The organism is Ignavibacteriota bacterium, assembly GCA_016713565.1.
Taxonomy (GTDB): Bacteria; Bacteroidota; Ignavibacteria; order Ignavibacteriales; family Melioribacteraceae.
The window spans coordinates 1,457,932-1,483,025 of the sequence record JADJOX010000007.1; the positions used below are offsets into that span (position 1 = coordinate 1,457,932).

20 protein-coding genes are annotated in these 25,094 nt (G+C 31.3%); 8 read left to right on the top strand and 12 right to left on the bottom strand.

Going from position 1 to position 25,094, the window contains the following annotated elements:
* Positions 1-109 precede the first annotated feature (109 nt).
* The 3 genes from IPK06_13740 (at position 110) to IPK06_13750 (ending at position 4,650) form a co-directional block, all read left to right on the top strand.
* Positions 110-2,650 (top strand): fibronectin type III domain-containing protein, encoded by a 2,541-nt coding sequence (locus tag IPK06_13740; protein ID MBK7981037.1) that lies wholly within the window; start codon positions 110-112, stop codon positions 2,648-2,650.
* A gap of 110 nt (positions 2,651-2,760) precedes the next feature.
* Positions 2,761-3,477 carry a MerR family transcriptional regulator gene (locus IPK06_13745; protein MBK7981038.1) on the top strand — a complete coding sequence of 239 codons (717 nt, stop codon included), beginning with the start codon at positions 2,761-2,763 and terminating at the stop codon, positions 3,475-3,477.
* A 66-nt stretch (positions 3,478-3,543) separates the two neighbouring features.
* Entirely contained in the window at positions 3,544-4,650 is a 1,107-nt protein-coding gene (locus IPK06_13750; protein ID MBK7981039.1) for a hypothetical protein, read from the top strand.
* Positions 4,651-4,756: 106 nt separating this feature from the next.
* Here IPK06_13750 and xth read toward each other — a convergent pair whose 3' ends face one another.
* The 5 genes from xth to IPK06_13775 all read right to left on the bottom strand — a co-directional run bounded on the left by xth (position 4,757) and on the right by IPK06_13775 (position 9,816).
* Entirely contained in the window at positions 4,757-5,530 is a 774-nt protein-coding gene (gene xth / locus IPK06_13755) for an exodeoxyribonuclease III (protein ID MBK7981040.1), read from the bottom strand.
* A 70-nt stretch (positions 5,531-5,600) separates the two neighbouring features.
* Complete coding sequence (locus IPK06_13760; protein ID MBK7981041.1) at positions 5,601-6,848, bottom strand: fucose isomerase; 1,248 nt, start codon at positions 6,846-6,848, stop codon at positions 5,601-5,603.
* Between the two features lie 19 nt (positions 6,849-6,867).
* Positions 6,868-7,527: an HAD family phosphatase gene (locus IPK06_13765; GenBank protein ID MBK7981042.1), complete on the bottom strand. Its 660-nt coding sequence runs from the start codon at positions 7,525-7,527 to the stop codon at positions 6,868-6,870.
* Positions 7,528-7,652: 125 nt separating this feature from the next.
* Entirely contained in the window at positions 7,653-8,606 is a 954-nt protein-coding gene (locus IPK06_13770; protein MBK7981043.1) for a prolyl oligopeptidase family serine peptidase, read from the bottom strand.
* Between the two features lie 172 nt (positions 8,607-8,778).
* Positions 8,779-9,816 (bottom strand): alcohol dehydrogenase catalytic domain-containing protein, encoded by a 1,038-nt coding sequence (locus IPK06_13775; GenBank protein ID MBK7981044.1) that lies wholly within the window; start codon positions 9,814-9,816, stop codon positions 8,779-8,781.
* 257 nt (positions 9,817-10,073) lie between these two features.
* Here IPK06_13775 and IPK06_13780 point away from each other — a divergent pair, with 257 nt between their 5' ends.
* Both IPK06_13780 and IPK06_13785 read left to right on the top strand, forming a co-directional pair.
* On the top strand, positions 10,074-12,542 hold the full coding sequence (locus IPK06_13780) for a glycoside hydrolase family 9 protein (protein ID MBK7981045.1): 2,469 nt from the start codon (positions 10,074-10,076) through the stop codon (positions 12,540-12,542).
* A gap of 27 nt (positions 12,543-12,569) precedes the next feature.
* Positions 12,570-13,682 carry an AraC family transcriptional regulator gene (locus IPK06_13785; protein MBK7981046.1) on the top strand — a complete coding sequence of 371 codons (1,113 nt, stop codon included), beginning with the start codon at positions 12,570-12,572 and terminating at the stop codon, positions 13,680-13,682.
* Between the two features lie 41 nt (positions 13,683-13,723).
* Here the strand turns inward: IPK06_13785 and IPK06_13790 are convergent, their stop codons facing one another.
* From IPK06_13790 to IPK06_13805, 4 genes are all read right to left on the bottom strand, one after another.
* Positions 13,724-15,616 (bottom strand): hypothetical protein, encoded by a 1,893-nt coding sequence (locus IPK06_13790; GenBank protein MBK7981047.1) that lies wholly within the window; start codon positions 15,614-15,616, stop codon positions 13,724-13,726.
* A gap of 185 nt (positions 15,617-15,801) precedes the next feature.
* Entirely contained in the window at positions 15,802-18,084 is a 2,283-nt protein-coding gene (locus IPK06_13795; GenBank protein MBK7981048.1) for a TonB-dependent receptor, read from the bottom strand.
* A gap of 127 nt (positions 18,085-18,211) precedes the next feature.
* Entirely contained in the window at positions 18,212-18,694 is a 483-nt protein-coding gene (locus tag IPK06_13800; protein MBK7981049.1) for a hypothetical protein, read from the bottom strand.
* A gap of 3 nt (positions 18,695-18,697) precedes the next feature.
* On the bottom strand, positions 18,698-19,558 hold the full coding sequence (locus IPK06_13805; GenBank protein MBK7981050.1) for an SMP-30/gluconolactonase/LRE family protein: 861 nt from the start codon (positions 19,556-19,558) through the stop codon (positions 18,698-18,700).
* A gap of 113 nt (positions 19,559-19,671) precedes the next feature.
* On the opposite strand from IPK06_13805, the gene IPK06_13810 reads away from it, so the two are divergent.
* A complete protein-coding gene (locus IPK06_13810; GenBank protein MBK7981051.1) occupies positions 19,672-20,022 on the top strand; it encodes a hypothetical protein in 351 nt (116 codons plus the stop codon).
* A gap of 3 nt (positions 20,023-20,025) precedes the next feature.
* Here the strand turns inward: IPK06_13810 and IPK06_13815 are convergent, their stop codons facing one another.
* The gene (locus IPK06_13815) at positions 20,026-20,970 is read right to left on the bottom strand and encodes a hypothetical protein (GenBank protein ID MBK7981052.1); all 945 of its coding nucleotides are present in this window, start codon (positions 20,968-20,970) and stop codon (positions 20,026-20,028) included.
* A gap of 225 nt (positions 20,971-21,195) precedes the next feature.
* On the opposite strand from IPK06_13815, the gene IPK06_13820 reads away from it, so the two are divergent.
* Together IPK06_13820 and IPK06_13825 are read left to right on the top strand one after the other, a co-directional pair.
* A complete protein-coding gene (locus tag IPK06_13820; GenBank protein MBK7981053.1) occupies positions 21,196-22,317 on the top strand; it encodes an SIR2 family protein in 1,122 nt (373 codons plus the stop codon).
* Between the two features lie 86 nt (positions 22,318-22,403).
* Positions 22,404-22,982 carry a PadR family transcriptional regulator gene (locus tag IPK06_13825; protein ID MBK7981054.1) on the top strand — a complete coding sequence of 193 codons (579 nt, stop codon included), beginning with the start codon at positions 22,404-22,406 and terminating at the stop codon, positions 22,980-22,982.
* 163 nt (positions 22,983-23,145) lie between these two features.
* On the opposite strand, the gene IPK06_13830 is transcribed toward IPK06_13825, so the two are convergent.
* Together IPK06_13830 and fbaA are read right to left on the bottom strand one after the other, a co-directional pair.
* Positions 23,146-23,814 (bottom strand): DUF4395 domain-containing protein, encoded by a 669-nt coding sequence (locus tag IPK06_13830; protein MBK7981055.1) that lies wholly within the window; start codon positions 23,812-23,814, stop codon positions 23,146-23,148.
* Positions 23,815-23,934: 120 nt separating this feature from the next.
* Entirely contained in the window at positions 23,935-24,966 is a 1,032-nt protein-coding gene (fbaA, locus tag IPK06_13835; protein MBK7981056.1) for a class II fructose-bisphosphate aldolase, read from the bottom strand.
* Between the last annotated feature and the right edge of the window lie 128 nt (positions 24,967-25,094).

A 25,094-nucleotide genomic window follows, 5' to 3' on the forward strand; every position in this document is an offset into this window, starting at 1 on the left:
CATTTTATTTTGAAACTCTAAAGCTGTACTACACTTAATTTTTTCTTAAATTTATAAATTGAACAAAAATTATTATTAGTTAAATACTAAATTTCTTTTAGGGTAAATCATGATAAAGTCATTCCAACTTTTATTTGTTATTTTATTACTAATTTTTTCTAAAAACCTTGTTGCGCAAATCCCAACCAGTAAAGGGCAGTGGAAATTCGAAAACCAAAATAATCTAATCGAAGCAACGCTAGGAAATAATTTATCTGTAACCGGATCAATAAACTCCGTTACAGGGCCAACAGAAGATAATAAAGCAATTAAAATTGACGTAGGAAGTTATTTAACCGCAGAGCATGGTATTTCGGCGAATGGCGGCGGAAATAAAGTTAACGAATACACGATTCAAATTGATTTTAAAATTCCTATAGTTAATGTATGGCATACTTTTTTTCAGCTGAATGAACTTAACAATGATGACGGCGATTGTTTCATAAATCCAAGCGGAAACATAGGCGTTGCCGCAACCGGATATTCGCAATATGCAGTTAAAGCAAATGAGTGGTACAGGCTTGTAATTTCTGTAAAAAATGGAGTGCAGTATAAATATTTTCTCGATGGAAATTTAATGAACGTAGGAACCTTCCAAGCTGTTGACGATAGATTTAGTTTAGCTGATAAAATTTTATTCTTTGGTGATAATGATGCTGAAGATAATGAAATTTATTGCGCGGAAATCGCAATTTGGGATAAAGCTTTTTCTGATTATGAAGCAGCAAGTCTGGGAGGATTTGGACATAAACTAAATTATAACGCTCCGCAGCAATTAATTTTAGTTCCTTATTTGCAGACACCTCAGCCAAACTCAATATACGTTTGCTGGCATGATTCGCTGAGCAATATTACACAAGTAAATTACGGTACAACACAGGCTTTGGGACAAACAACAAACGGAACCAGTGAAATAATTACGGCTCCTTATAGATGGCATACCGTTAAATTAACAGATCTAATTCCAAATACTGAATATTTTTATAAAGCAATAAGCGGAAGCGGCGAATCTAAAATATATTCATTTAAAACACTTCCCGATGAAAATTATAAAGGTAAAATAAGATTTCTTATGTTCAGCGACACGCATGCCTCCGATACTACAATGGCTATGAAGGTTTTGAAGGAATCGCGTAAAAAAATAGAAGAACTATACGGAGAAGATGTACAGAACAATATAAATTTTGTTTTACATTGCGGGGATCTTGTTGTAAGCGGAAATAGTATTACACAATATACCGAAGAATATTTTGCGCCAATGTCTCAACTTTCATCTAACATTCCATTTGTAACTGTAACCGGGAACCATGAAGGCGAAAATCAAATTTATTATAATTATATGAAATATGATGATATTTCAGCGTATCCCACAATTGCCGGAATAAATGAAAGATTTTGGTCATTTAAGGCAGGCGGCACATTGTTCATTGGCTTAAACACAAATATTGTTCCAACATTAGGGGGAACGCAAAAAAGCTGGCTGGAAAATCAATTAAAAGCTGCCGAAAATGATTCTACAATAAATTTTGTTTTCATAATTTCGCATCATTTTGCTATAACCGAATTATGGGGCGAAGGTGAAAATTTTGATGCAGGTCCCGGATATATTAAAACGCAAATTTATCCGCTTCTTAAAAAATATTCAAAAGTTATTCAGCATTCTTACGGACATACTCATGGTTTTGAAAGAGGAACTTATGAATCGAACAATGAACAGGGAGATTTTAGAGTTATATGCAGCGGCGGCGGCGGCGGACCAACCGATAGATGGGGAGTTTATGTAAACAACGATTATCCGAATATTCATATTACTCATGATCATTACTTTTTCCAATTAATGGAAATTGATGTAGAAAATAAAACTTATGAAGCTTCATTATATAGCTTGGGAAATTCAAGCAAACCATTAAACACTGTAAAGCTTGATCATTGGTACAAGAAAAAGAATCAGCCTGAACCGGCTAAACCTATTGCAAATTTACCGAATTCTAATGAAGAAAATATAATTTTTAATACCTCTCAATACGAAGGAATCGATTCTTTAATGACAGCGCGAATTCAAATTGCAGAAGATGAGAACTTCAGTTTAATTAATCTCGATTCTATGGTAAATTGGAAAGACATCTATGAAGTTGATGAATTTTTTAATCCTATTGACAGAAATAAAAATATCGATCTGACAAAAATTTCAATAAGAACTTCGGCACTAGATCAAAATAAAAATTATTACTACAGAGTAAAATATAGAGACCATAATCTTAAATGGAGTGAATGGTCAAACTCAATTATGTTTAACCCGATAACAAATATCGTATCTGAAAAAGAATTACCGTCAATATTTAAATTGGAACAGAATTATCCTAATCCGTTCAATCCGGTTACGGTTATAAAATATCAAATTCCATTTGTCCAAAAACTTAATGCTGTAAACGTAAGCTTAAAAATTTATGATATTCTTGGAAGAGAAGTAAAAGCTTTAGTAAACAGAGTTCAGAAACCCGGAAATTATGAAATTGTGTTCAATGCGGAAAATTTGCCGAGCGGAACATATTTTTATAAAATATCCGCGGGAAATTTTAGTGATGTAAAAAAAATGATTTTGCTGAAATAGCATTTAAATTTTGAACAAAGTTTACAAATAGTAATTGCAAACAAATCATTTTTAAATTATATTCGTGTACGTAAACGTATAGGTTTGTTTAATAATAACGTTAAGGTACAATGAATAGTATATTCTTTAGAAAAGATTTTATTAAAGAAACCGGCATAACGGATAAAGTTCTTCATGAATTTGAGACGAACAATTTATTAAAACCGGCCGGATTTACAGAAGACAAAACCGCTTTCTACACAAAAGTTTCGGTAGAACAAGTTAACATGCTTAAATCTTTAACGGATTTAGGTTATGCTATACCGGAACTGCAAAAAATCGTAAAAAAAATCGGACTCCCCAACAATTCCAAACTTCAGCAAGAAGAAAAGAACATGGAGAAATTTATTACCATCAGCAGCCTTGCCGATCAAGCTGGTGTTAGTCCCAGAACAATTAAACATTGGGAAGAAAAAGGAATTATCGAATCTGAAATGAGAAGTTCAGGCGGATTCAGACTTTACTCGCAGACGTATATCTATATGTGTAAATTGATAAAAGATCTTCAGCTGTTTAATTATTCATTAGAAGAAATAAAAACAATATCAGATTATTTTAGAGATTTTCTATTAATTAGCAACGATTTAAATCATTATACTCAAAAAGAAACACAAGAACGCCTTGATGCCATGAGCGGTGCGATCGTTCAGCTTTTTTCCAAAATGAACATGCTTAAAGAGGGAATTTCCAGATGGGAAAATTTGCTCAAAACAAAGCAGAAAGAAATTCAGTCAATTAAAGTGAAAAACACAAAACGTAAAATTTCAAACGATAAAATTGAGATATAGTTGGACTATTTTGAACAAAATATTTATCTGAAAAATTTATTCAATATTAATAATTCTGAAATAAAATTGAGTGAGTTTTTTGCGACACTTTATAACCAGCCTTTTTTATCAAATGTCAGCAATGAGTTTAACTTTGCCAATAATAATATTTCGGATGAAAATGATTTTGTAAACGAAATGTTCAAATATTCGGACGATAGAAAGATTGAAGAAAATAATAAATTTAATTACATAATTATTAAAAACAATTCGATTAAAAGAGCCAAAGACGTAATATTTTTATTTCACGGTTTAAATGAAAGAATTTGGGATAAATATCTTCCTTGGGCGCTTAACTTAAATAAACAAACCGGAAAAGCAGTAATTCTTTTTCCAATTGCGTTTCATATGAACAGGGCTCCGTTGAGCTGGAGCAATCCCAGACTAATGAAAAAAATGTCGGACATTAGAATAAAAAAATTCAATGGAATTCAAAACTCAACGTTTGCAAATGCCGCATTAAGTACAAGGCTTCACAGCAATCCTTCAAGATTTTTTACCTCTGGTTTTCAAACTTTTTCTGATGTAACAAAATTAATTGAGGAAATTAGAAACGGCGAAAACAAATATATTTATGATGATTGCTCTATTGATTTTTTCGGGTATTCAATTGGAGCATTATTAGCAGAAGTTTTGTTAATGTCAAACCCGAATAAATTTTTTGAAAAATCTAAGCTGTTTATGTTCTGCGGGGGACCGACTTTCGATATTATGTTTCCGGTGGCAAAAGCAATTTTAGACAGTGAAGCATACAATTCAATGAGCATTTTCTTTAAAGTTTTTGATGATTATTTGAATAACGGAAAAATTGAAAGAACATCGCTGCCCGAAATAAAATATTTCAAAAGTCTATTATCACAATATGGATTAAGAAATATAAGAGAAGAAAGATTGCTGGAGTTGAAAGACAGGATATTTGCGGTTTCATTAATAAAAGATAAAGTCGTACCCCCGGAATCCGTTATAAATACTTTAAATGGTTCAAACAAAAAAATCCCAATAAGAACAATGATCACGGATTTTCCATATTCATATTCACATGAAATTCCCTTCCCGGCAGATAAAGAACAAAGAGAAATTGTAAATATCAACTTTAATAATATTTTTGAACTAGCATCAAATTATCTGAATTAACTATAAATAAAACTTTGTGCCTTAGCGACTTATCGGTAATTCTCTTTCTTCACCACACTGACACAAAACCTCGATTGAAACAATTAAATCTTGAAAATAATTTGAACTAAAATTTCAATTCTATACCGACAGGACAGTGGTCTGAACCCATAACATCCGGCAACACGAATGCATTTTTTAAATTTTTCTTTAAATTTTCACTGATGTAAAAATAATCAATTCTCCAGCCGACATTACGTTCGCGCGCTCTTGTTACTTGATCCCACCAAGTATAAACTTCCGGCTTGTCATTAAACATACGTAGCGAATCAATAAATCCTTCTCCCAAAAATCTATCAATCCAAGCTCTTTCTTCCGGCAAGAATCCTGAAACATTTGAATTTTCTTTTGGTCTGGCTAAGTCAATTTCTTTATGCGCGGTATTTACATCGCCGCAGATTATAATTTTTTTTCCTTTTTTCAATAGATCAACGGCATGTGATTGAAATGCTTCATAAAAATCCATTTTATATTTCAAGCGTACAGCGTCTTTTTTTCCATTTGGATAATAGATATTATAAAGCGTAAAATCTTTGTATTCGGCAATTAAAATCCTTCCTTCACAGTCAAACTCGGGAATTCCGAATCCTCTTTCAACGCTAATAGGTTTTACTTTTGTATAAATTGCAGTGCCGCTGTATCCCTTTTTAACACCTTGACAAAAAAATGACTCATATCCATTAATTTTGGTTAAAGAATCATCAAGCTGTTCTTCCCAGGCTTTCGTTTCTTGTATGCAAAGTATATCGGGATTTTCATTTAATAACCATTCATGGAATCCTTTTTTTGCAACAGCACGAATTCCGTTTACATTCCACGATAATAATTTTAAGCCTTTCATAAAATTCCTTTCTTGTTTTAGAATTATATTGAAGTCAATTTACTAAATAATGAAAAATGTTTTTGATCAATTATTTAATATATAGAGACCAATAATTATACAGAATTTTGCTGTGATGACCTTTGAGCAAAATTAAATGATTGCCAAGCGGATTGCTTAAAAGGTCAGCAACTTTACCTCTTGATAATTTTATTTCCACTTGAGTTCTGCACAAATGTTCAGAATTTCCGGACTGAATGATCTTACCTTCGGCAATCCATATTTTTTCCATTCTTTTTCCGCCGATACGAAGCAGAGTCACTTTTTCGTTTTCCAAAGTTCCTTGAATCCCCACTCCAATTCCGGATTCAAAATGTGATCTCAAATTATAATTTTTTACTATGCTTCTTGGAACCGTACAATGCGCGAGCCACAATGAATTTTGCTCTTCATCCAATTGAACGGGGTTTGCCATCCAAGGGATTTGGTTTAATAATTTATTTGTCCATAACATCGCGACAGTACTAACCAAATCGCCTTCACATCCGGCAATATAACCGTCATCATTTAATTGAGATAATCCAAAACAGCCGGTTGTTTTTATATTAAGAACTAAATCAAAACAGCGAATTGTTAGCGCGTCTAATTTATATTTTTCCACAAGAGCTTTTAATACCAAATAAATCTTAACATTATTTTGAATATCAATTTTTGTTGGTTCGGCGATTGATTGTGCATTTTCCGAAAGAGAGTTAAAATAATTATTTAAATCCGATTCAGAAATATTCTCAAGTGAATCTGTTACTTCTTCCATTGTTATTGGGATAACTTTAGGTCCCCAACTATTTTTCACTATATTTTCACTTGGACTACTGGCAATAAGCCAATCTGAAGGTTTTCCAATTAATCCAATTTTTGCGTTTGATAAATAATCATTTACATGTAAGTGTTTTACCGATTTAATTAATTTTTTTAAGCTCTTTTTATCGTTATGATCATTAAAATAAAAAATCCTTCCGGTTAATCCATTTTGCTGAAGTTTAGCTAAAATTTCTAAACAAGCAGGTAGTGAATTATGTGTTGGATGAGCGACTAAAAATATGGGTTCGTTTTTAATAAAAGTCTTTTTTTTCTTTAACAAGTTTAAAAACAATTTTTCTGTGCCGCCGGTAATTATAAAATAAACCAAAGGGATTTTATCGTTTATATTTTTTGCTGTTGATCTTATGCCTCCCAATTTTTCAAGAGATGAAAAAAATTTACCGCCGATTTTTAAAAGTTCTTCATCAGTTTTAATAAATTCTGAGTTTAAAGGGATAAATCTAAATTCATCTGACATTTTTCCTCGAGTATAATATTTATTTGGAGTTGAGTTTATTTAAAATATCAGGAAAATCTTCGAGAGAGTCAATAACAAATGCCGCTGAATTCAATACTTCTTTTGGAACTTCAACTTCTTTGCTTGGAACAGCAATTACGTTTGCGCCGGATGATACACCAGATCTTATTCCATCGCGCGAATCTTCCAATATTACGGTTTCTTTCGGCTCGGCATTTAATCTTTTCATTACTTCAATATAAATATCCGGAAAAGGCTTTCCCCTTTGCAGATCGTCACTTGATAAAATAACTTCGAAATATTTTTCCCAATTATTTACTTCAAGAATTATTTCCATTAATTCTTTATAAGAGCCGGTCGCCAATCCGACTTTATATTTTTGTTTTGCGATATTTAACGCGTCCAAAGCGCCGGGCATAAGTTCAATTTCACCATTTCGATATAAATTTTTCATTCTATCTGTCACGCCGTGAAGAATTTCTTCTTTTGATAATACGCCGTTTACTTTATTGAATATATAATCGATCCAAAATTTTGTCGGTACACCCATAGTTGAAGTTTGGTCTTCGTGAGTCCATTCAAGATTTATTGATTTCATCAGATTTACTTTTGCTTTAAACCAAACCGGTTCGGAATTTATTAATAGACCGTCCATATCAAAAATTATTGCTTTTATCATTATTTGCCTGGTAAAAATTTTCGGAGTTATTTTTAGTTTAAAGGTAAATATAAATATAAATCGTAATTTAAAATAATTGGTTACGGATATTTAAATCTCGTTTATCACCAATATAATTATTATTTCTATGCAATTTTTCTTGAGATTTGTATTTCAATCTTTTTGGATTCTTCGAAAAAATAATTTACAGCAGTTATAGATAAAACAAAATTTTGCGACTTGCTTTCAACTATAACAGAATTATTTGTTCCGTCCGATTCCGATATTTTATAACCATTGCAAAAAATTTTATAATACCAAATATTTTTACTTTTAGAAGGATCCCAAGTTAATTTAATTAAATCATTGTCTACAAATTCATGTTCAATATTTTTTGGTGGTTTTGGAATACATAAATTATGATTTTTTCTTTGGACTAAAAGCCAATTTAGAATAGTAGATTCATTCCATGCGTTAATCCACGAATCATGACCGACATTTGGATATTCCGTGTATCTTACTTTAGTACCGCCCGCAAGTAAAATTGCATTATATATGTTTCTAGATTGTTCAACTGAAATTATCGGATCGGCATCTCCGTGAAATATCCACAATGGAGTTTCCTTTAAAATATTTGCCGTGGATGGCAAACCGCCGCCGCAAACGGCAATTGCGGCAGTAAACATTTTAGGTTCTTTTACAAGTAAATTAAATACACCAAATCCGCCCATTGAAGCACCGTGAACATAAAATCTGTTTTCGTCAATGTTAAATTCTTTACGCAATAAATTTAGAATTTCAAAAACGTTTAACATTTCAGTTGTGTGCTTTTCATTATTGCTGTTTCCCCAAGCCATATTTGGATTTGTTGTTTTTGGAGTAACAACTATGCATGGATCAATAGAAATAATCGGCTCATTATACCAAGGTAAATTCCATGAGGTAGTGTCTAGTTTTCCATGTAAAACCAAAATAAGCGGATATTTAGTTTTTGTGCTGTAGTTTGGCGGAACGAACAATCCAAAACGCATATTATTATGGAGTCTTTCTTCGTAACCCAATGGTAAATTAGTTTCATTTACAAAAAAGATTTTCTGCATATTTAGTTAATTCACATTTATCTTTATAAAAATATTATTGAATGTTTAGAAATTGTAAGAATTAGAAACCAATTTATGCAGCCTGTCAATTTTTAACTATTGCGATTAATTTTATGAATTATATTTACATTTACTGAAACTGAATTAGTTTTTATAGTGTAGCATGCCAAATTTACTCTATAATTATCATTGCTTTCATAACTCCGTCTCTGTAATTTGATACTAATTCAAATGCTTCATTTGTTTCTTCCATTTTAAAATGATGCGTCACTAATTTATCCATATTTATTCTACCGGATGATAAAAGATCAATTGCTTTTTGAGTACAGTTTAATTGGCGGCGTATATTTAAAATTGTAATTTCTTTTCTTCTTAATTCGTGAATCGGTAAAGCAATTTCATCTACTTCGGGAATTCCTAATATTACAAAAAGCCCGCCCGGTTTTAACAATTCAATTGCGTGTTTATAAGCTTCCGGATCACCGCTGCATTCATATACAACATCCATTTCTAAAGGCTGCAGAAGTTTAATTTCTTCAACAACATTTGCTTTACTTGGATTTCCGGTATATTTTGGATTCAGCTGTTTTGAAAATTCTAATCGTTCATTTATTCTATCTGTAACAAAGACATCACCAATTTCTTTTGTTCTAAGATAATGAAATACTGACATTCCAATTGGACCAACGCCAAGAATCGCAATATTATCTTTCGGATTTGGTTTTGATTTATTAACTGCATAAATTCCAATTGCCAAGGGTTCTGTAATTACCGCTTGTTCAAAAGTCATATTATCATTAATTGGAAAACAATTATGTTCCTTTAAAATCACATAATTGCACATTGCCCCTTCTTTTTGTTTTGGAGCGCCCATAAAAACAAGTTTTCTACAAGTATTTTCTCTGCCTGAAAGACATTGATCACAATTGCCGCAGTATACCGCAGGATCAATCGCGATTCTTTGTCCATGTTTTAATTTCTTTACTTTGCTTCCAACTTTTTCAACAATTCCGGCGGCTTCATGTCCGGTTATAAATGGGAACTCAACAATTTGTGAGCCTATTCTTCCGGTTTTATAATAATGAATATCAGAACCGCAAACGCCGACCATTTTTATTTTTATCAGAACATCGTCATCGTTTATCAGCACAGGCATGGAAATTTCTTGCGTTTCAAATTTTTTAATATCTGTAAGAAAAACCGCTTTCATTTTGATTTGTCCCGATAACCAAGGAAAATATTAATAATAATTTTCTTATTGATAAATATATAAATCCTTTTAAAAATTTAGGTTGATTATTTGCAAACGCATTTAAATGAATTATTGTAAAAACTTTAATAGGATGTTAAATTTTTAATTAGTTTTATATCGATTAAAAACCTGATATATAATAATTTTTGGAAAATAGAAAAAACTAAATGAAATTATCTTAGCGATATTTAAATACAAAACTTAATGAGAATTAAATGCCGAATTCAAAATTTATTATCTTTTTTCTATTTGCTACATTTCCTCAAATATATTCACAAGAAGCAAAATTAAAAATCAATGAGCTTGAATATTACGAAATACCAAGTTTGAACATCATGATGTTTAGCGATTTTTATCCCGAAGGGCACCAAGGCGGATTGTCAATTGTTCAGTTTGGAAATAGAATCGCGGCAAATGGAGATATAAGGTTAGAACCGACACCGGGACAATGGTCACCCGTTCCAAAATTAGGTAAAAGAATTGTTGATAAAGAAAATGGAATCATAAGCGCCGAATTATGGTATCCAGATTCAACCAAAGATAAAAAAGGATTTAATCCCGTTAATTATCCCGATCTGCAATTCAAATATTTTGTACGAACGGAAGCGATCGGAGATCAAATTAAATTAACTGTAGATTTAGAAAAACCATTGCCAAAAGAATGGGTAGGAAAAGTAGGTTTTAATTTAGAACTTTTTCCGGGAATTTATTTTGGCGAACATTTTATAATTGATAAAACAACCGGAATATTTCCGCAGCAGCCGAACGGACCATTTAATTTTGATGGCAATGATAATTTACAAATTGATAAAATGGCAGAAGGAATTGAACTTTTAATTGCGCCCGGTATAAATGAGAAACAATTAAAAATTAAAAGTGATAAAAATAAAATTCAACTTTTTGACGGCAGAGGTTTGCATAACAACGGATGGTTCATTATTAGATCGGTTATTGCGCCAAATGAAACTGAAAACGTAATTGAGTGGTTGATTACGCCAAGTTATGATTTAAATTGGAAATACAAACCTGTTATTCAAATATCACAAGTTGGATATCACCCAAATCAAGTAAAGTTCGCCGTTGTTGAATTGGATAAGCAGACAGAGAATACAGAAAACATTCAATTGATAAAGGTTGATATTGATGGGGAAAAGGTAATAAAGCAAGTTGAAAAACCAAATATTTGGGGAAATTTTCTAAGATATAAATACCTGCGATTTGATTTCAGCGATGTAAAAGAAGAAGGAATCTATATAATTAAATACGGAAATGTTTCTTCAAATAGATTTGAAATTAAACACGATGTTTTTTCTAAATATATATGGCAGCCTACAATAGAATATTTTTTGCCCGTACAAATGTGTCATATGAAAATTATTGAAAAGTATCGAACATGGCACGGCTTATGTCATATGGACGACGCAAGAATGGCTCCGATTAACCTAAATCATTTTGACGGATATCTTCAAGGTAATTCTACATTAACAGAATTTCATTCCGGAGAAAACGTTCCCGGTTTAAACATCGGCGGCTGGCATGATGCCGGAGATTATGATCTTAGAGTCGAATCGCAATCAGAAACAGTGTATGGACTTGCACTAATATACGAACTATTTAAAAGCAACATTGATGAAACAACAATAGATCAAACTACCAGAACAGTTGAAATTCATAAACCGGATGGAAAGCCCGATATACTTCAGCAAATTGAGCATGGAGTTTTATCAATAATCGGAGGATATGAATCACTTGGAAGATTATACAGGGGAATTATTTGTCCAACACTACAGCAATATGTATTGCTTGGTGACGGATCGACAATGACGGATAATATTAAATATGCAGAAGATAAAAATGATCCTATCTTGAATCTTCCGTTAAAGGAAGATGACCGCTGGATATTTACCGAAGAAAATCCATATAGAGAACTGCAGGTTGCACAGCATCTTGCGGCGGCCAGCAGAGCATTAAAAGATTATAATTCTGAACTTAGCAAAAAATGTATAAAAATTGCCGAAACTTTGTTTGATGTTAACAAAGATTTCAAACCGGAATTTAAAATAAACGCAGCCGCAGAAATTTTTCTTACGACTCAAAATAAAAAATATTCAGATTTTATTTTTAGCAATTCCAATATAGTTGCAAATGGACTTGGAGCTTATGGCATGGTTTTGGGTCGTTTTGTAAAAGCTTCAAACAATTATGAATTCAATGAGAAAATTAAAATTTCTGTTAAAAAAAGCTTTGATCAAGTTGTTGAAATGCAGAAACAAAATCCGTATGGAGTTCCTTACCAACCGTATATTTGGGGAGCCGGCTGGGGAATTCAAGAATTTGGAGTTAACTTACTAATGATGCATATTGGCTTTCCCGAAATTATTGACAACGAATATGTATTCAATGCGCTGAATTTTATTCTTGGTTGTCATCCGGGAGAAAATACAGCTTCTTTTATTTCCGGAGTTGGATCAAAATCTCTTATTGTTGCTTATGGAGTAAATAGAGCCGATTGGTCATATATTCCCGGCGGTTCCGCTAGCGGAACGGCTTTAATTAGACCAGATTTACCCGAGTTAAAAACTTGGCCGTTTTTTTGGCAGCAAACTGAATACGTTATGGGCGGCGGAACAACTGATTTTATAATGCTTGCTATGGCGGCTGACAATTTGTTAAATAAAAATTAATATCTTTTAATCACAAAGCTTAATTCAATGCTAGAATATAAAAACATTATAACATATATATTTGCGATCGGGGTTTCTCAAGCAATTTTTCTTTTTTTTATTCTGTGGAAGAAAAAAGAAAATAAATTTGCCAATAAATTTTTAGCCGCTACTATGTTGGTTTTTGCTGTTGATCTTTTAGGCGGAATTTTTTATCTAACCGGATACATCAAATATTTACCGTGGTTTATGGGATTAAACAACTCGTTTCCTTATTTGTATGGTCCTTTAATTTATCTTTATGTAATTTTTTTAATCCATAAACAAGAACAATTCAAGTGGAAAAATATTATTCATTTCATTCCGTTTATTTTAACACAAATTTATGGACTTTTATTTTTCTATTTTGAAAGTCCCGAATACCAAATGAGTATGTTGGATTTTTCAAAGAAACCTCCTTGGCATATTGCTATAGTCGGCTCTTTAATCCCGTTTGTTGGAATTTTTTATATGGTATTAACAGTAATTGTAACCGTTGACTATAACAAAAATTTAAGGAATAAATTTTCCAATATTGAAAAAATAGATTTAAGCTGGCTCTTGTACTTGGTTTATGGAACAGTTGTAATTTGGACAATAGTTATTTTTACTTATTTGCTTGGAATTATATACGGCGATTCTTTTCAGTCAAATTTGCTGATCTATATAACTATTTCTATATTCTTATATACCTTTGCGATCAAAAGCTATAGACAACCGGAAACTATTACGATAAACGATGAATCTGATCAATATAAAAAATCGGGACTTACGGAGCTTAAAGCCGATGAATACTTAAAGAAGTTGATTGATATTATGCAAAATGAAAAACCGTATTTGGATACAAGACTTAGTCTATATAATCTTGCGGAAAAAGTCGGAATCTCAACTCACAATCTTTCCGAAATTATTAACATGAAATTAGAAAAAAACTTTTATGATTTTATAAACAGTTATAGAGTGGAAGAAGTAAAAAAAATAATTGATGAAGACAAAGAAAATAAATTTAATTTACTTGCGCATGGTTTAAATGCCGGATTTTCTTCAAAGTCGGCGTATTATTCCGCATTTAAAAAATTCACCGGAATAACTCCATTACAGTATAAAAATAAACCAAACTAAAACTAAATCTGGATTTTAATAATATCCATTAAAATAAAATTTTAATTTTTGTTCAACCGGCTTTGCAATTTTAAACCATTTTTATTCAATGGATTTATTTGCAAACATTTTTTAACAAATTCATTTGCGGAGTTATAGTTTTTAATTTCGGCATAAGCAAATGCCAAATTATATAATACCTCGTCATCAATTGGATTTAGCTTAAGACTTTCATTTAAATATTGAATTGCTTTTTCATATTCTTTATTAAGAATTGAGATTTTACCCAATCTTTTATTTGTATAATCTTTTGGATCGACTTTTCGCTGTTCGTAAAAATATTTTATTGCGGTTTTAATATCTTTCAATCCTGGATATTTATAGATCAGAATGTTCATATACTTTAAATATTCTTCAATATTATCCCTGCGCAAATTAATTGTAGCGGCTTCAAGATAAGCATCCGCGTAAGAAATTTTGTTTTCGATATATTGTAAAGAAATTGAATCGACATAATTTTTTGGATTTAAAATTTCTTCATTTGATTTTGCCGTTTTAATTTTTGTGAATGGCCAATCGTTTTTAAGCAGCTCTACAATATTGTTTCCTATTATTGAATCAAGTTTTGTAAAAACAAAATTTGCTCTTGTTGTACTATCCTGCTTTGCAAATTGGATTTGCGGATTTTCATTTTTCGGAAGATAATTCATTTTCTGCATTGTTTCATAAAATGCTTTTCCAATCAGCATGTAACCTTCAACATTCGGATGTAAATGATCCACCATTAAGTTATTTCCAATAATTCGGTTTTCACTATTGAAAGAAAATAATGAATCGACAGGAGCTATAGCTGTATTATACTGTTTAGCAATTGAATTTATTACTTGGTTGAATTTTTCCGGCGCTCTAAATCTTAAAGCGTCCAAATCTTTCGCAAGTTTAAAAAGTGAATCGGCTTTACTATAATTGGAATTTTCGTATTCCTTTTGCGCGGCTTTATAAACCTCAATAGCAGTTTCTGAATTTTCGGATTTCGCGGATTCAAACGGTACTTGATCTTTTAAATTGCTAACAAGTCTGCCGACAATTACCGGTACATTTTTACCTTTTACCTTATCTAAAATTTCAGATAAATTATTAGAAAATTGCTCTACGCCTTTATTAAAGTTTTCGGAATTTAATGGAATTGATTTTTCTTTCGCCATTTTTGACATCAAAGTGTGCGATTTTTCAAGAGTTTCTTTTTGGGAGAAAATTGATAAAATTCCAGAAAGTGAGTTTTTTATGAGTTGAGTAATTTTATAATTATTAAGATACAATATCATTTTCTTTAACAATTCGGAAGAACCTAACGACTCGACAGAACCTACTCCCAAAGCTCCGTAAAATTCATTATGACCGGCATAAATTAAAATTAAATCGGGATCTTTATCTAAAACTCCGGGAATGAGATCAAGCAGTGTATAAGTATTAACGGCGGTCATACTTATGTTTATTACTTCAATTGTACTTGAGGGATAAACCAATTCCAATCTTTTTTTAATATATTTTGAAAATGCACCCATCGGCATATAAGGAAAACCAGCGGCGCTGCTGGCGCCCAAAACAAAAACTCTAAATGAATTGCTTTTTTTTACTTTATCAAAGTAGTCGTCGGAAGTTTGAGGAACAAAGTTAATATTATTAAAATATCTTTTACCAAAATCGGGATTAATTACCAGTTTATCATTTCCAATTTCAATCCATTGAGATTGATCATAGCCATAATTAAAAATTCTTAATGAAAATTCTATAAGTACAAAAAACAAAATTGGAATTAAAATCAAAATTACATAAAACCAATTCTTCGATTTATTGATTTTCAAATTTGACTTTGTTTTAATCTCGGTTTTGTTCTGAATCAAATTTTTCTTTTGTTTAGAAAAATCGGATTTGTTTTTATTAGTTTTTTTCAATTATCCCTCTGAAAAGAAAAAATTCAATTTAAAAATTATGGAATAATTTAATTACTATTAGAAAAAAAACACATGATATTAAATATTATAAAACATAAAAATTTTGTTCAGTTAATATTAAGATAGGTTTTAAGATTGTTTTTTATGTAAAAAGAGACGGTTTTTAGCCGTCTCTTAAGTTTTAGTTAGAATTTATAATCAATTCCGACAACCGGTAAGGTGCTCCATTGTTTTTGAGCGGTAACTTTTTTCGTTTGTTCGTTCCAATCGTAAAACGCAATATTTTCTCTACCGTAAGCGTTCCATACGCTAAGGTAAACAATTAAACTTGAACCGGAAAAATAAAATCTTTTATCTACCCTGATATTCAATGAATGATAATCCGGCAATCTTTTTCCGTTTATATTTTCAGTATCCCAAATTCCTCTGTTTAATTGAGCAGATCTTTCGAGATCAAATGGTGTATAAGGAGCGCCGCCGGCAAAAATCCATCGTAATTTAAATTCCCATTCGTCATTTGGAATGTAACCGCCTTCAATATTAAAATTAAAAACATTATCATAAATTCTATCGCGCCAAACATTTTCTAAATCTTTATATTTTGTTTTGGAGTATGAAACACTTGTCATTCCGTAAATATCTTGCGCCAATTTCTTTTGTATCATTATTTCAATTCCTCTGGAAAATGCTTTCCCTTCATCTACCAATTTTTCGTGGTTTAAGAAAATTCCGTCAATCATCGATTGATCGAACAAAAACATATTCGGTTGATTGGGATCAATAGGAAAATTACTATATGATTTATAATAGGCTTCAATACTTAACTTTGCAGATTCACCAAGCAATTTGCTGATACCTAAAATTAAATGATCCGAGATCGGGGTTTGCAAATTTTTAAATTCTTCATTTTGTACTAGAAAATTTTCAGGTATCTCTTGTGTAAATATTCCCGCACTCGCGGAAAGCTTGATCCCGTTATTAAAGTTATATTCTAAAGATAATCGAGGTGAAAAATTTAAATGGTCGTTATATTCAAAGTAATCGACTCTTGCACCGTAGTTTAAATTTATTTGTTTGGAAATATTAAATTGATGCTGAGCAAACATAGCTATTTTACTTGTGCCAAGATCTTTATTAACATAAAGCCTTGGAGTGGGATTTCCGTAATTATCTTCCCAAGGTTCGTATAGAACGTCAAATTTGCTGAAATTATATTTGGCTTCAAAACCAAACTCAAAATTATTGGAATTGTTCTGCTTTAAGAAATTTACATTTCTTATACGAATGTTGTTTTCGGAAGAATTATTTGTAAATAAATGATTTTTTGATTTTGTTTCGGAATAATCTCTGTTATAGCCAAAGTAAGTGTGGGAAATGGAAGTGTTTGAATATCCGGATTTTCCCCAAATCATTTGCCAATTTATACCCGAAGCATTTGTAATCCCATCCGTTTTTCCATAGATGTTTGTCAAATCTGTTCCAAGCGCATTTTCATATTTCAAATTTATTTGATCCCAAGAAAAAACATCGAGCAATGTAAGTTTATTATTTTCATTCAGATTATAAACAATTTTTGTTTGCGCGTCTCCGTAATGAGGAATTGCTCCGCCTGTTTCACTTTCATCTAGAATTAAATCCAAATATGAAATACTGCCGGAAAACATGTAAGACCCCTTGTCAAAAATTGGACCTTCCATTCCGCCGCCAACTCCCTGCATGCTTAAATTTAATTGCGATTGAATTTTATCCTTTGCGCCTTCTTTAAATGAAATTTCCATAATTGAAGATAATTTATCGCCATAAATTGGAGAAAATCCGCCTGAATAAAAGTTTACATCTTCAATAAAATCGACATTTAAAATTCCAATTGGTCCATCTGAAGAACCTTCTACCGGAAAATGATTTATATTGGGAATTTCAATATTATCTATATAAAAGCTGTTTTCTATCGGACTTCCGCCGCGGACAATTAAACTGTTTCGGGAATCGTTTACTTTAGCCAAAGAAGGCAATCCGTAAATTATTCTGCTAACATCTCCGGCAGAACCCGGCGCTCTTCTAATTTCTTCTGAAGAGAAATTAATTGTGCCAATTGGTTTGTTTTCGGTTTCAGTAAAAAATCCGCTTTCCACAAGCACATCATTCAGCTCGACCGATAATGTCTGCATTTCTATATTAAGATACGTGGTTCTTTTTGGGTGAATAATAACATCCGTTTTAGTTATTTTTTTATATCCTACATAAGTGAAATATACTGTATAAGTTCCCGCAGGTAGGTTTACTAATTTGTATTTTCCTTCCGGATTTGTTATAGTGCCCAATTCAGATTCCGGAATAAAAATATTTACGCCAATTAATGCTGATTTATTACTTTGATCAAGAACCTTCCCTTCCAAATTTCCGGAGTGTTGATTTTGTGACAATAGAGAAATTGAAGTTAATAATATCAGAAATATCAATTTGTACATCTTTACCTCATAATTATTGAAAAATTTGAAGTAAAATTACATTTCAATAAAAATTAAATCGACCGATCTAACGGGATAGCACAAAGATTGGCTGAATTTGAAGTACTATTTTATGGGATAGGACAAACTAATTTAAATTTTGTTGTATAATTAAGTTCTTTAACTGAAATTCATGCCTTATCGGATGCATTACCGCATGTTCTAACATTGCGTCAATACAGTATTCAACTCCCCAACGTGATTTATAAACGGGGTTGTGAAAATTAACTTCTTCAATTTCAGTTAAAGGTAAACACCATCTTTCAAATAAATGATTTAAATATTTTTCAGAATTATTTTCAATTTCATTAATTTCTGGCGGATTATTTATCTCTGGATCAGGCAGATTCAACTTTTCACAGATCCACGTCATATATCCTCTCGCCGATCTTAAAACGTGAAAAAGAAGGCTTTCCAAAGATTGGTAATCCGGATCATCGGTCCTTGGTAATTTAATGCTTAGACTTTTAGCTTTCTGCCAAGTTCTAAGAAAATTTGTTAAATGTTCTTCATGTAATAAAACAAGCGAACGTGCGCCATTGTATTTATATTTTTTTATTTCTCTGTTCATCTTTTACTTTTCATGTGTTGTTAATTTTGACCGGTATTTATAAACCGCGTTTCCGGATGTAATATATAACGATTTTCCGTCTTCATCGCCAAACGCGCAATTAGTTGTTTGTCCCGGAACTTCAAAAGATTCCAATAAAGATCCGTTATTTTCATAAATCCAAATTCCTTTGGTAGCGGCAATAAACAATCTTCCCATTTTATCAACCTTCATTCCGTCGCCAAAACCGTCCGGTTCCATTTTTGCAAAAATTCTTTTATTTGTAATTGTAGAATCTTTTACGTCCCAAACATAAATATCATTGGTCTCCGAATTGGTTACGTAAAGTAATTTTTCATCTGGAGAAAACGCAATTCCGTTCGGCCTTCGTAATGAATTATCCAAAACATAAATTTTGCCCGAGCTGCTCAATCTGAAAATTCCATAATAGCCCAATTCTTCTTCTTTTGGATCAATTCCGTAAGGCGGATCGGTAAAGAAAATTGAGCCGTCGGATTTTACGGCAAGATCGTTAGGTGAGTTAAATTTATTACCGTAAAAATTATCTGCCAATGAAATTTCTTTTCCATCTTTCAATAATTTAGCTAATCTTCTTTTTCCATGTTGTGCCATAAGCAGACTGCCGTCTTTACAATTTGCCAAACCGTTAGAATTTCCTGAAGGTTCAAGAAAAACCGAAAGTCCGTCTTTCGTGTTCCATTTATAAATTTTATTGGCAGGAATATCGCTGAATAAAATAGAACCGTCTTTCCAAACCGGTCCTTCCGTAAATTGAAATCCTTCAGTTACTTTTTCTAATTGCGAAAACAGAATTGTAGGAAGAAATAAGAAAGAAATACACAAATAAAATTTTCTTAATTTCATTTTCTTTTCCCTTTTTTAATTTCAAATTTATTTATTTCTTTAGCTGAAATTTAATTTCATTTGGGCTAAATTTATAATTAAATAATCTTTACTAATATAAAGCGAATTTTGATATGAAGAAAATAGAAAAACTAATTTTACCGATTTTTGTTTTATTTATAATTGGAATTTTATACTTCACTTATTTTGCAACTGGCGATGAGCTTGGCGATTTCAACAATTTTGATCCAAACAGCAATGCCTCGCTTCCTATTGCCGTAAAATTTGTTAAGGAAAAAGGCGCTCAACGGACACAAGATGGTTCCTATATTTTTTATGTTATTGATAAAAACAGTAAGGAAATGTTAGTTTCTGGTATCGAGAATCTGCCTCCGGGAATAGATGATTCTAAATCGATGGTTATTACCGGACATTTATCCGGCAAGGATGCGTTTCATGCTCATGGAATTGAGTTGAGAAATTAAATATCACTTTTTATTAAGAAATGGAAGCTTGTTCATTAAGGTCTCAAATTTAATTTGGAACCTGCTTTTTTCTTTTTGTGATAAAAATTCATAAATAATTTCCGAAAATTTTGACGCGCGTAAATAACCGTAAGACTTATGTGGATTGCGGCTTCCATTTAATTCGTAATTATTTGTGATAACAAAAAATTTCGGTATTACGCCAAGTTTATTTGTTCCGTAAATATCCGAGAAATTATATTTCATCGCAATTTTATCTTCTTCATCTGCAAAGTTTATCCAATCATTTACACCTTCCGGTGTTTTAATATTTCCCGAAATACTAGATTTAATTTTTTCAATTATTACCGGAAGTCCAAGCGGAGAGCCGATTGTAAGAAATTTATTGATTTTAAATTTTGGTTCAATCAAAGTTAAAATATCATAGGCAATAATTGAACCCATTGAATGTGCAATCAGTAAAATATCTTTATTTTCAAATTTTTTTAATTCTGCCAATACTTTGTAAATAATAATATTTCTATAGTCCTTATATTTTTCATCCACGGAATAATAAATTCCCAACTCTTTAAAATATTTTTTAACAATAAATTCAGAAATTAATTCGTGATTTTTCGAAAAGTCCGGATCAAGAAAAATTTTATCAAACTGATCATATAAAAATTGGTCGACTAAGGAATTAAGTTCAATTTTCTTTGGAACAAAATTTTTATTTCCGGGAAAATACTTTTCAGCAATAAAATTTTTGCTGCTTGGATTATTTTCCTTTTCATCTAATGGATTTTTATTAAATATATCAGCCCAATAAATAAGGTGAAACTCATAATCTAAATTTATTTTACCTATATTAAGCAAGCCTTCGTCAATTGCGGATTTCCACCATTTTGTAAGAAGTTCTTTGGCTGGTTTGTTTCCTAGCCCGTGAATTCCAAGAATAACTTTTGACATTTAATAGAAGCTATGATTAAGTAAATGAGAAATATTACTAATAAATTTAGCAGAAAGAATGGTTGATTCAAATCAATAAATAAATCTAATTTACACATTTGAACGATTTATTTTTTTATTTATAAAATTTGTTAAGTATTGCGGATGTGCTTTTTGTAATAAATTTATTTTACAATTTCGTAAAATAAAAATTCATTATTTTTATGTTAAATTAAAAAAGTAATAATGAAAAATTGCGAACAAAAATATCTTAATTATTTACCGCAAAGAGATGTAGTTTTTGTATTTGGAGCCGGCGCTTCACAGCCTGATGGTGTGCCTTTGCAAAAAGATATTCTTCCAATGATACTTTCCGATAAACAAAAAGATATAATAGAATCAAAAATTGGAAGTACTGTTTTAGAATTTATTAATGATAATTTTAAATACGACCATAAAATAAAACAATATCCGCAGTTAGAAGCTGTTTTTGGATTTTTGGATTATTTCATTCAGCAGAATGAAAGTTTGAATGCAAAATATACACACAATAAAATTGTTGAGATAAAAGAATATCTTATTAAGCTGATTCATTACATTGTAAACTTAAAAACACACAATCAAAGCAAGCATTATAATTTATTTTGGCAGGCTGTAGATAAATACAACAAAAATATTTCTATCATTACTTTAAATTATGATACTCTTCTCGAACAATCATTCGACATTTTGTTTAAAAAATCCGGATATATAGATTATTCAATTCATTTAATGAATTATGACAAAATATCCGAGCTTAAAGATTACAATTTTTGGATTAACCCGCGTGAACCAGTAATGGTTGAAAAAGATTTAAATCCATTTGCAATTAAAATTTTAAAACTTCACGGCAGCCTGAACTGGAAATACTGCAATTGCTGCAATCAAGTTTTATTAACACCTTGGGATAGAACAATTGATCTTCACGGCGGAAAATTTTTAGGATACAAATATCCCAATAATGAAAAATACGAATATTTCTGTCCGTTAGATCAAACAGAATTCCAAACTTTAATAATGCCGCCCTCATATCTTAAATCATTAAATCAGCCAGTAATTTCGCAGTTATTCAGTGAAGCGTCTCGCGAAATTAGAGATGCAAAGAAAATTGTTTTTGTCGGTTATTCCTTATCCGATGCGGATATTCATATAAAAGCACTTTTCAAAAAACAACTCAGGAAAACGACTAAAGTAATTGTTATCAACAGTAAAAAAGCGGCAATTTTAGAAAATAAATATTTAGCAATTGCAGAAAATATTCAATTTGAAAATCTCGCTTTTGAAGAATTTGTTTCTGATGATAAACTATTAAAAGAGACAATATCCTAATAACTTCTATAATTTCATAGTAATTTAAAAAAATACTATCAGAATAGTATTTTATTTTATAATTTTAAAGAATTAGGAGAGGCAAAATGTTATCTAAGATTTCCACATTAATATTAGGAGTTCTTTTTGAAAAAGAAAGAAATCCTTACGAAATTACTAAAATGCTAAATAATCTCAATTTACGTAAATGGTTCAATATTGCTGATTCGACTGTATATGCAACAATTAATACACTTAAAAGACAAGGGCTCATTAAAGGCGAAACTATTAAGGAGGGAAATTTTCCCGAAAAAACCATTTATTCCATAACCGCGGAAGGAGAATTTGAGCTTAATAATACCATTTCCAATTATTTGGAAGAAAATGATCCTGACGGTTCTAAGTTTGATATTGCATTAATTCTTCTTCATCATTTAAGTAAGGATGAAGTTCTGCAAAAGCTGAAAATAAAATTAGAAAATTTAGAGAGTTCAACTTATGAAATTAAAACCCAAATTATAAATTTGGAACGGGAACGAACAATTGCATTTACTGGTCTTCTTTTACTGAAGCATAGATTATACATGGCGGAAACGGAAATCAGAACAATTAAAGAGATTATTCGCGAGTTTAACATAAAAGAAGAAATAAAGGGACCCTCGGTTTTTGACGTAAGTTTGGTTTAACTCTAACCACACTCTTCTGTTAAAACAAAAACAATTCATCTATAACTTGTTTCCGGTTAATAAAGAACAGAGGCTGAATAGAAACAATTCAGCATGACAAAAAATCAAACATTGTAAAAGTGAACGAAGTGAAGTAACTCAAACACTTCGTTCTATATATGAATTAGTTCTTTATAATTTCAGTAGTATTTTCAGCACCAAACAAATCATGCGGCTGTTTACTAAAATTATCATTGAATAAAAATACAGCAGCAACAATGTATAAAATAAATCCCAAAACAATTGTCCAATGCACATAATTTAATTTTTGAATTTCATGCCGATCTTTAATTTCGCAAACTTCACCCGGGCAATATTGAACCTTGTCTTTAAAGAACATAGGATAGAATTTACAGCCAAGACAAATTCCAAATGCGGATTCAAAAAAAAGAAAAATTAAACAAATAAAACAAATTAAACCTGTAATTGGGCTGAAAGAATTTACAATAACCTGAAGAACTAACATTATTATTCCCAAGCCAATTCCAATTTTCCAAGCAAATTTTTTCTGTACAGCACCGACATATTCAGGAGTTTGATTATTTACTACCCATCTTCCGAGAATTAATGTTGGAGAATATTTTGGATTTATAAAAACACGGATTATCATATCGGTAAGAAAAATTACTATTGCGTATTTCAGTAAAATAAAATTAGCGGTAAAGATAACTTTTAAAATTGCAACAAACATAAGAACAAAAAGTATTCCCGCGGCGGCTCTTATTTCTCTTTCATTCAAAACGCGGATATTGTAACCCTTTATGTCTTCACCAAATTGAATAATTTTACTCATAAATTCCCTTTAAAATAATTAAAGATATTGTGTTTAATTTGACGTCAATTTAAATTAAAAATTTTAAAATAAAAAAACCCAATTTCGAGTGGAAATTGGGTTAAAGAAAATAATATATTTTTATTTGCCTAAAGTTGTTCCTTCGCCGCGAAGATCTTTTACTGCTTCAATAACTCTATTTTTCATAGATTCTTCTGCTTTCTTCAAATAACTTCTTGGATCATAGTGTTTTTTATTTCCAACTTCGCCGTCAACTTTTAATACGCCGTCATAATTTCTGAACATATGTTCTACAATCGGACGAGTAAATGCGTATTGTGTATCGGTATCAACGTTCATTTTAATAACGCCGTATTCCAAAGTTTCTCTAATTTCTTCAAGAGAAGAACCGCTGCCGCCGTGGAAAACCAAATCAAATGATGCGGCTTCGCCGTATTTTGCGATAACAGCATCTTGACCTTGTTTTAAAATAACAGGTTTTAATTTTACGTTACCCGGTTTATAAACACCATGAACATTACCAAATGTTGCGGCAAACATGTAACGCGCGCCTTTAACTTGAGATAATCTTTCATAAACGTATAACATATCTTCCGGAGTTGTATAAAGTTTAGAAGCCGGAGCGCCTTCGTTGTTAACTCCATCTTCTTCACCGCCAACAACGCCTGCTTCAACTTCCAATATTATTCCTAATTCATGACATTCTTTTAACAAACCAACGGCAATATCCATATTTTCTTTTAATGGAAGCTCAGAACCGTCGAACATGTGAGAATTAAATAAAGGTTTTTCTCCATTCGCTACTCTTTTTCTGGATTCTTCAATAAGTGGTTTTAAGAATGAGTCAACTTTTTTTGCCTGGCAATGATCAGTATGAAGCGCTACGTTAATATCATATTGATCGGCAATAAAATGTACGTGACGCGCAATTGAAATTGCGCCTAAAGCGGCATTTTTAACGGCTAAACCGGAAGCAAACTCACCGCCGCCTGTGCTAATTTGAATTATTCCGTCAGATTTAGTTTCAGCCAAAGCTTGTAAAACTGAATTTGCGGAAGATTCGGAAACAACATTAATTGCCGGATACGCAAATTTATTTTTTTTAGCATTATCGAGCATTTGGCAATATTTCTTATAATCGACAACTGGCATTTCTATTCTCCAAATATTTATTATATAAAATTTTTATACAATCGTAAATTTAAATAAAAATTCATTCATCTTTGCGTTTCATTTTAAATAAAAGCTAAATTGTATTATCTTTTGCTGGATAATTATTT

Coding starts and splice junctions, on each gene's coding strand:
- IPK06_13770 (MBK7981043.1), bottom strand. CDS start 8,606: ATGCAGAAAATCTTTTTTGTAAATGAAACTAATTTACCATTGGGTTAC.
- IPK06_13830 (MBK7981055.1), bottom strand. CDS start 23,814: ATGAGTAAAATTATTCAATTTGGTGAAGACATAAAGGGTTACAATATC.
- xth (MBK7981040.1), bottom strand. CDS start 5,530: ATGAAAGGCTTAAAATTATTATCGTGGAATGTAAACGGAATTCGTGCT.
- IPK06_13800 (MBK7981049.1), bottom strand. CDS start 18,694: ATGAACAGAGAAATAAAAAAATATAAATACAATGGCGCACGTTCGCTT.
- IPK06_13805 (MBK7981050.1), bottom strand. CDS start 19,558: ATGAAATTAAGAAAATTTTATTTGTGTATTTCTTTCTTATTTCTTCCT.
- IPK06_13825 (MBK7981054.1), top strand. CDS start 22,404: ATGTTATCTAAGATTTCCACATTAATATTAGGAGTTCTTTTTGAAAAA.
- fbaA (MBK7981056.1), bottom strand. CDS start 24,966: ATGCCAGTTGTCGATTATAAGAAATATTGCCAAATGCTCGATAATGCT.
- IPK06_13760 (MBK7981041.1), bottom strand. CDS start 6,848: ATGTCAGATGAATTTAGATTTATCCCTTTAAACTCAGAATTTATTAAA.
- IPK06_13815 (MBK7981052.1), bottom strand. CDS start 20,970: ATGTCAAAAGTTATTCTTGGAATTCACGGGCTAGGAAACAAACCAGCC.
- IPK06_13765 (MBK7981042.1), bottom strand. CDS start 7,527: ATGATAAAAGCAATAATTTTTGATATGGACGGTCTATTAATAAATTCC.
- IPK06_13810 (MBK7981051.1), top strand. CDS start 19,672: ATGAAGAAAATAGAAAAACTAATTTTACCGATTTTTGTTTTATTTATA.
- IPK06_13775 (MBK7981044.1), bottom strand. CDS start 9,816: ATGAAAGCGGTTTTTCTTACAGATATTAAAAAATTTGAAACGCAAGAA.
- IPK06_13780 (MBK7981045.1), top strand. CDS start 10,074: ATGCCGAATTCAAAATTTATTATCTTTTTTCTATTTGCTACATTTCCT.
- IPK06_13820 (MBK7981053.1), top strand. CDS start 21,196: ATGAAAAATTGCGAACAAAAATATCTTAATTATTTACCGCAAAGAGAT.
- IPK06_13740 (MBK7981037.1), top strand. CDS start 110: ATGATAAAGTCATTCCAACTTTTATTTGTTATTTTATTACTAATTTTT.
- IPK06_13785 (MBK7981046.1), top strand. CDS start 12,570: ATGCTAGAATATAAAAACATTATAACATATATATTTGCGATCGGGGTT.
- IPK06_13795 (MBK7981048.1), bottom strand. CDS start 18,084: ATGTACAAATTGATATTTCTGATATTATTAACTTCAATTTCTCTATTG.
- IPK06_13745 (MBK7981038.1), top strand. CDS start 2,761: ATGAATAGTATATTCTTTAGAAAAGATTTTATTAAAGAAACCGGCATA.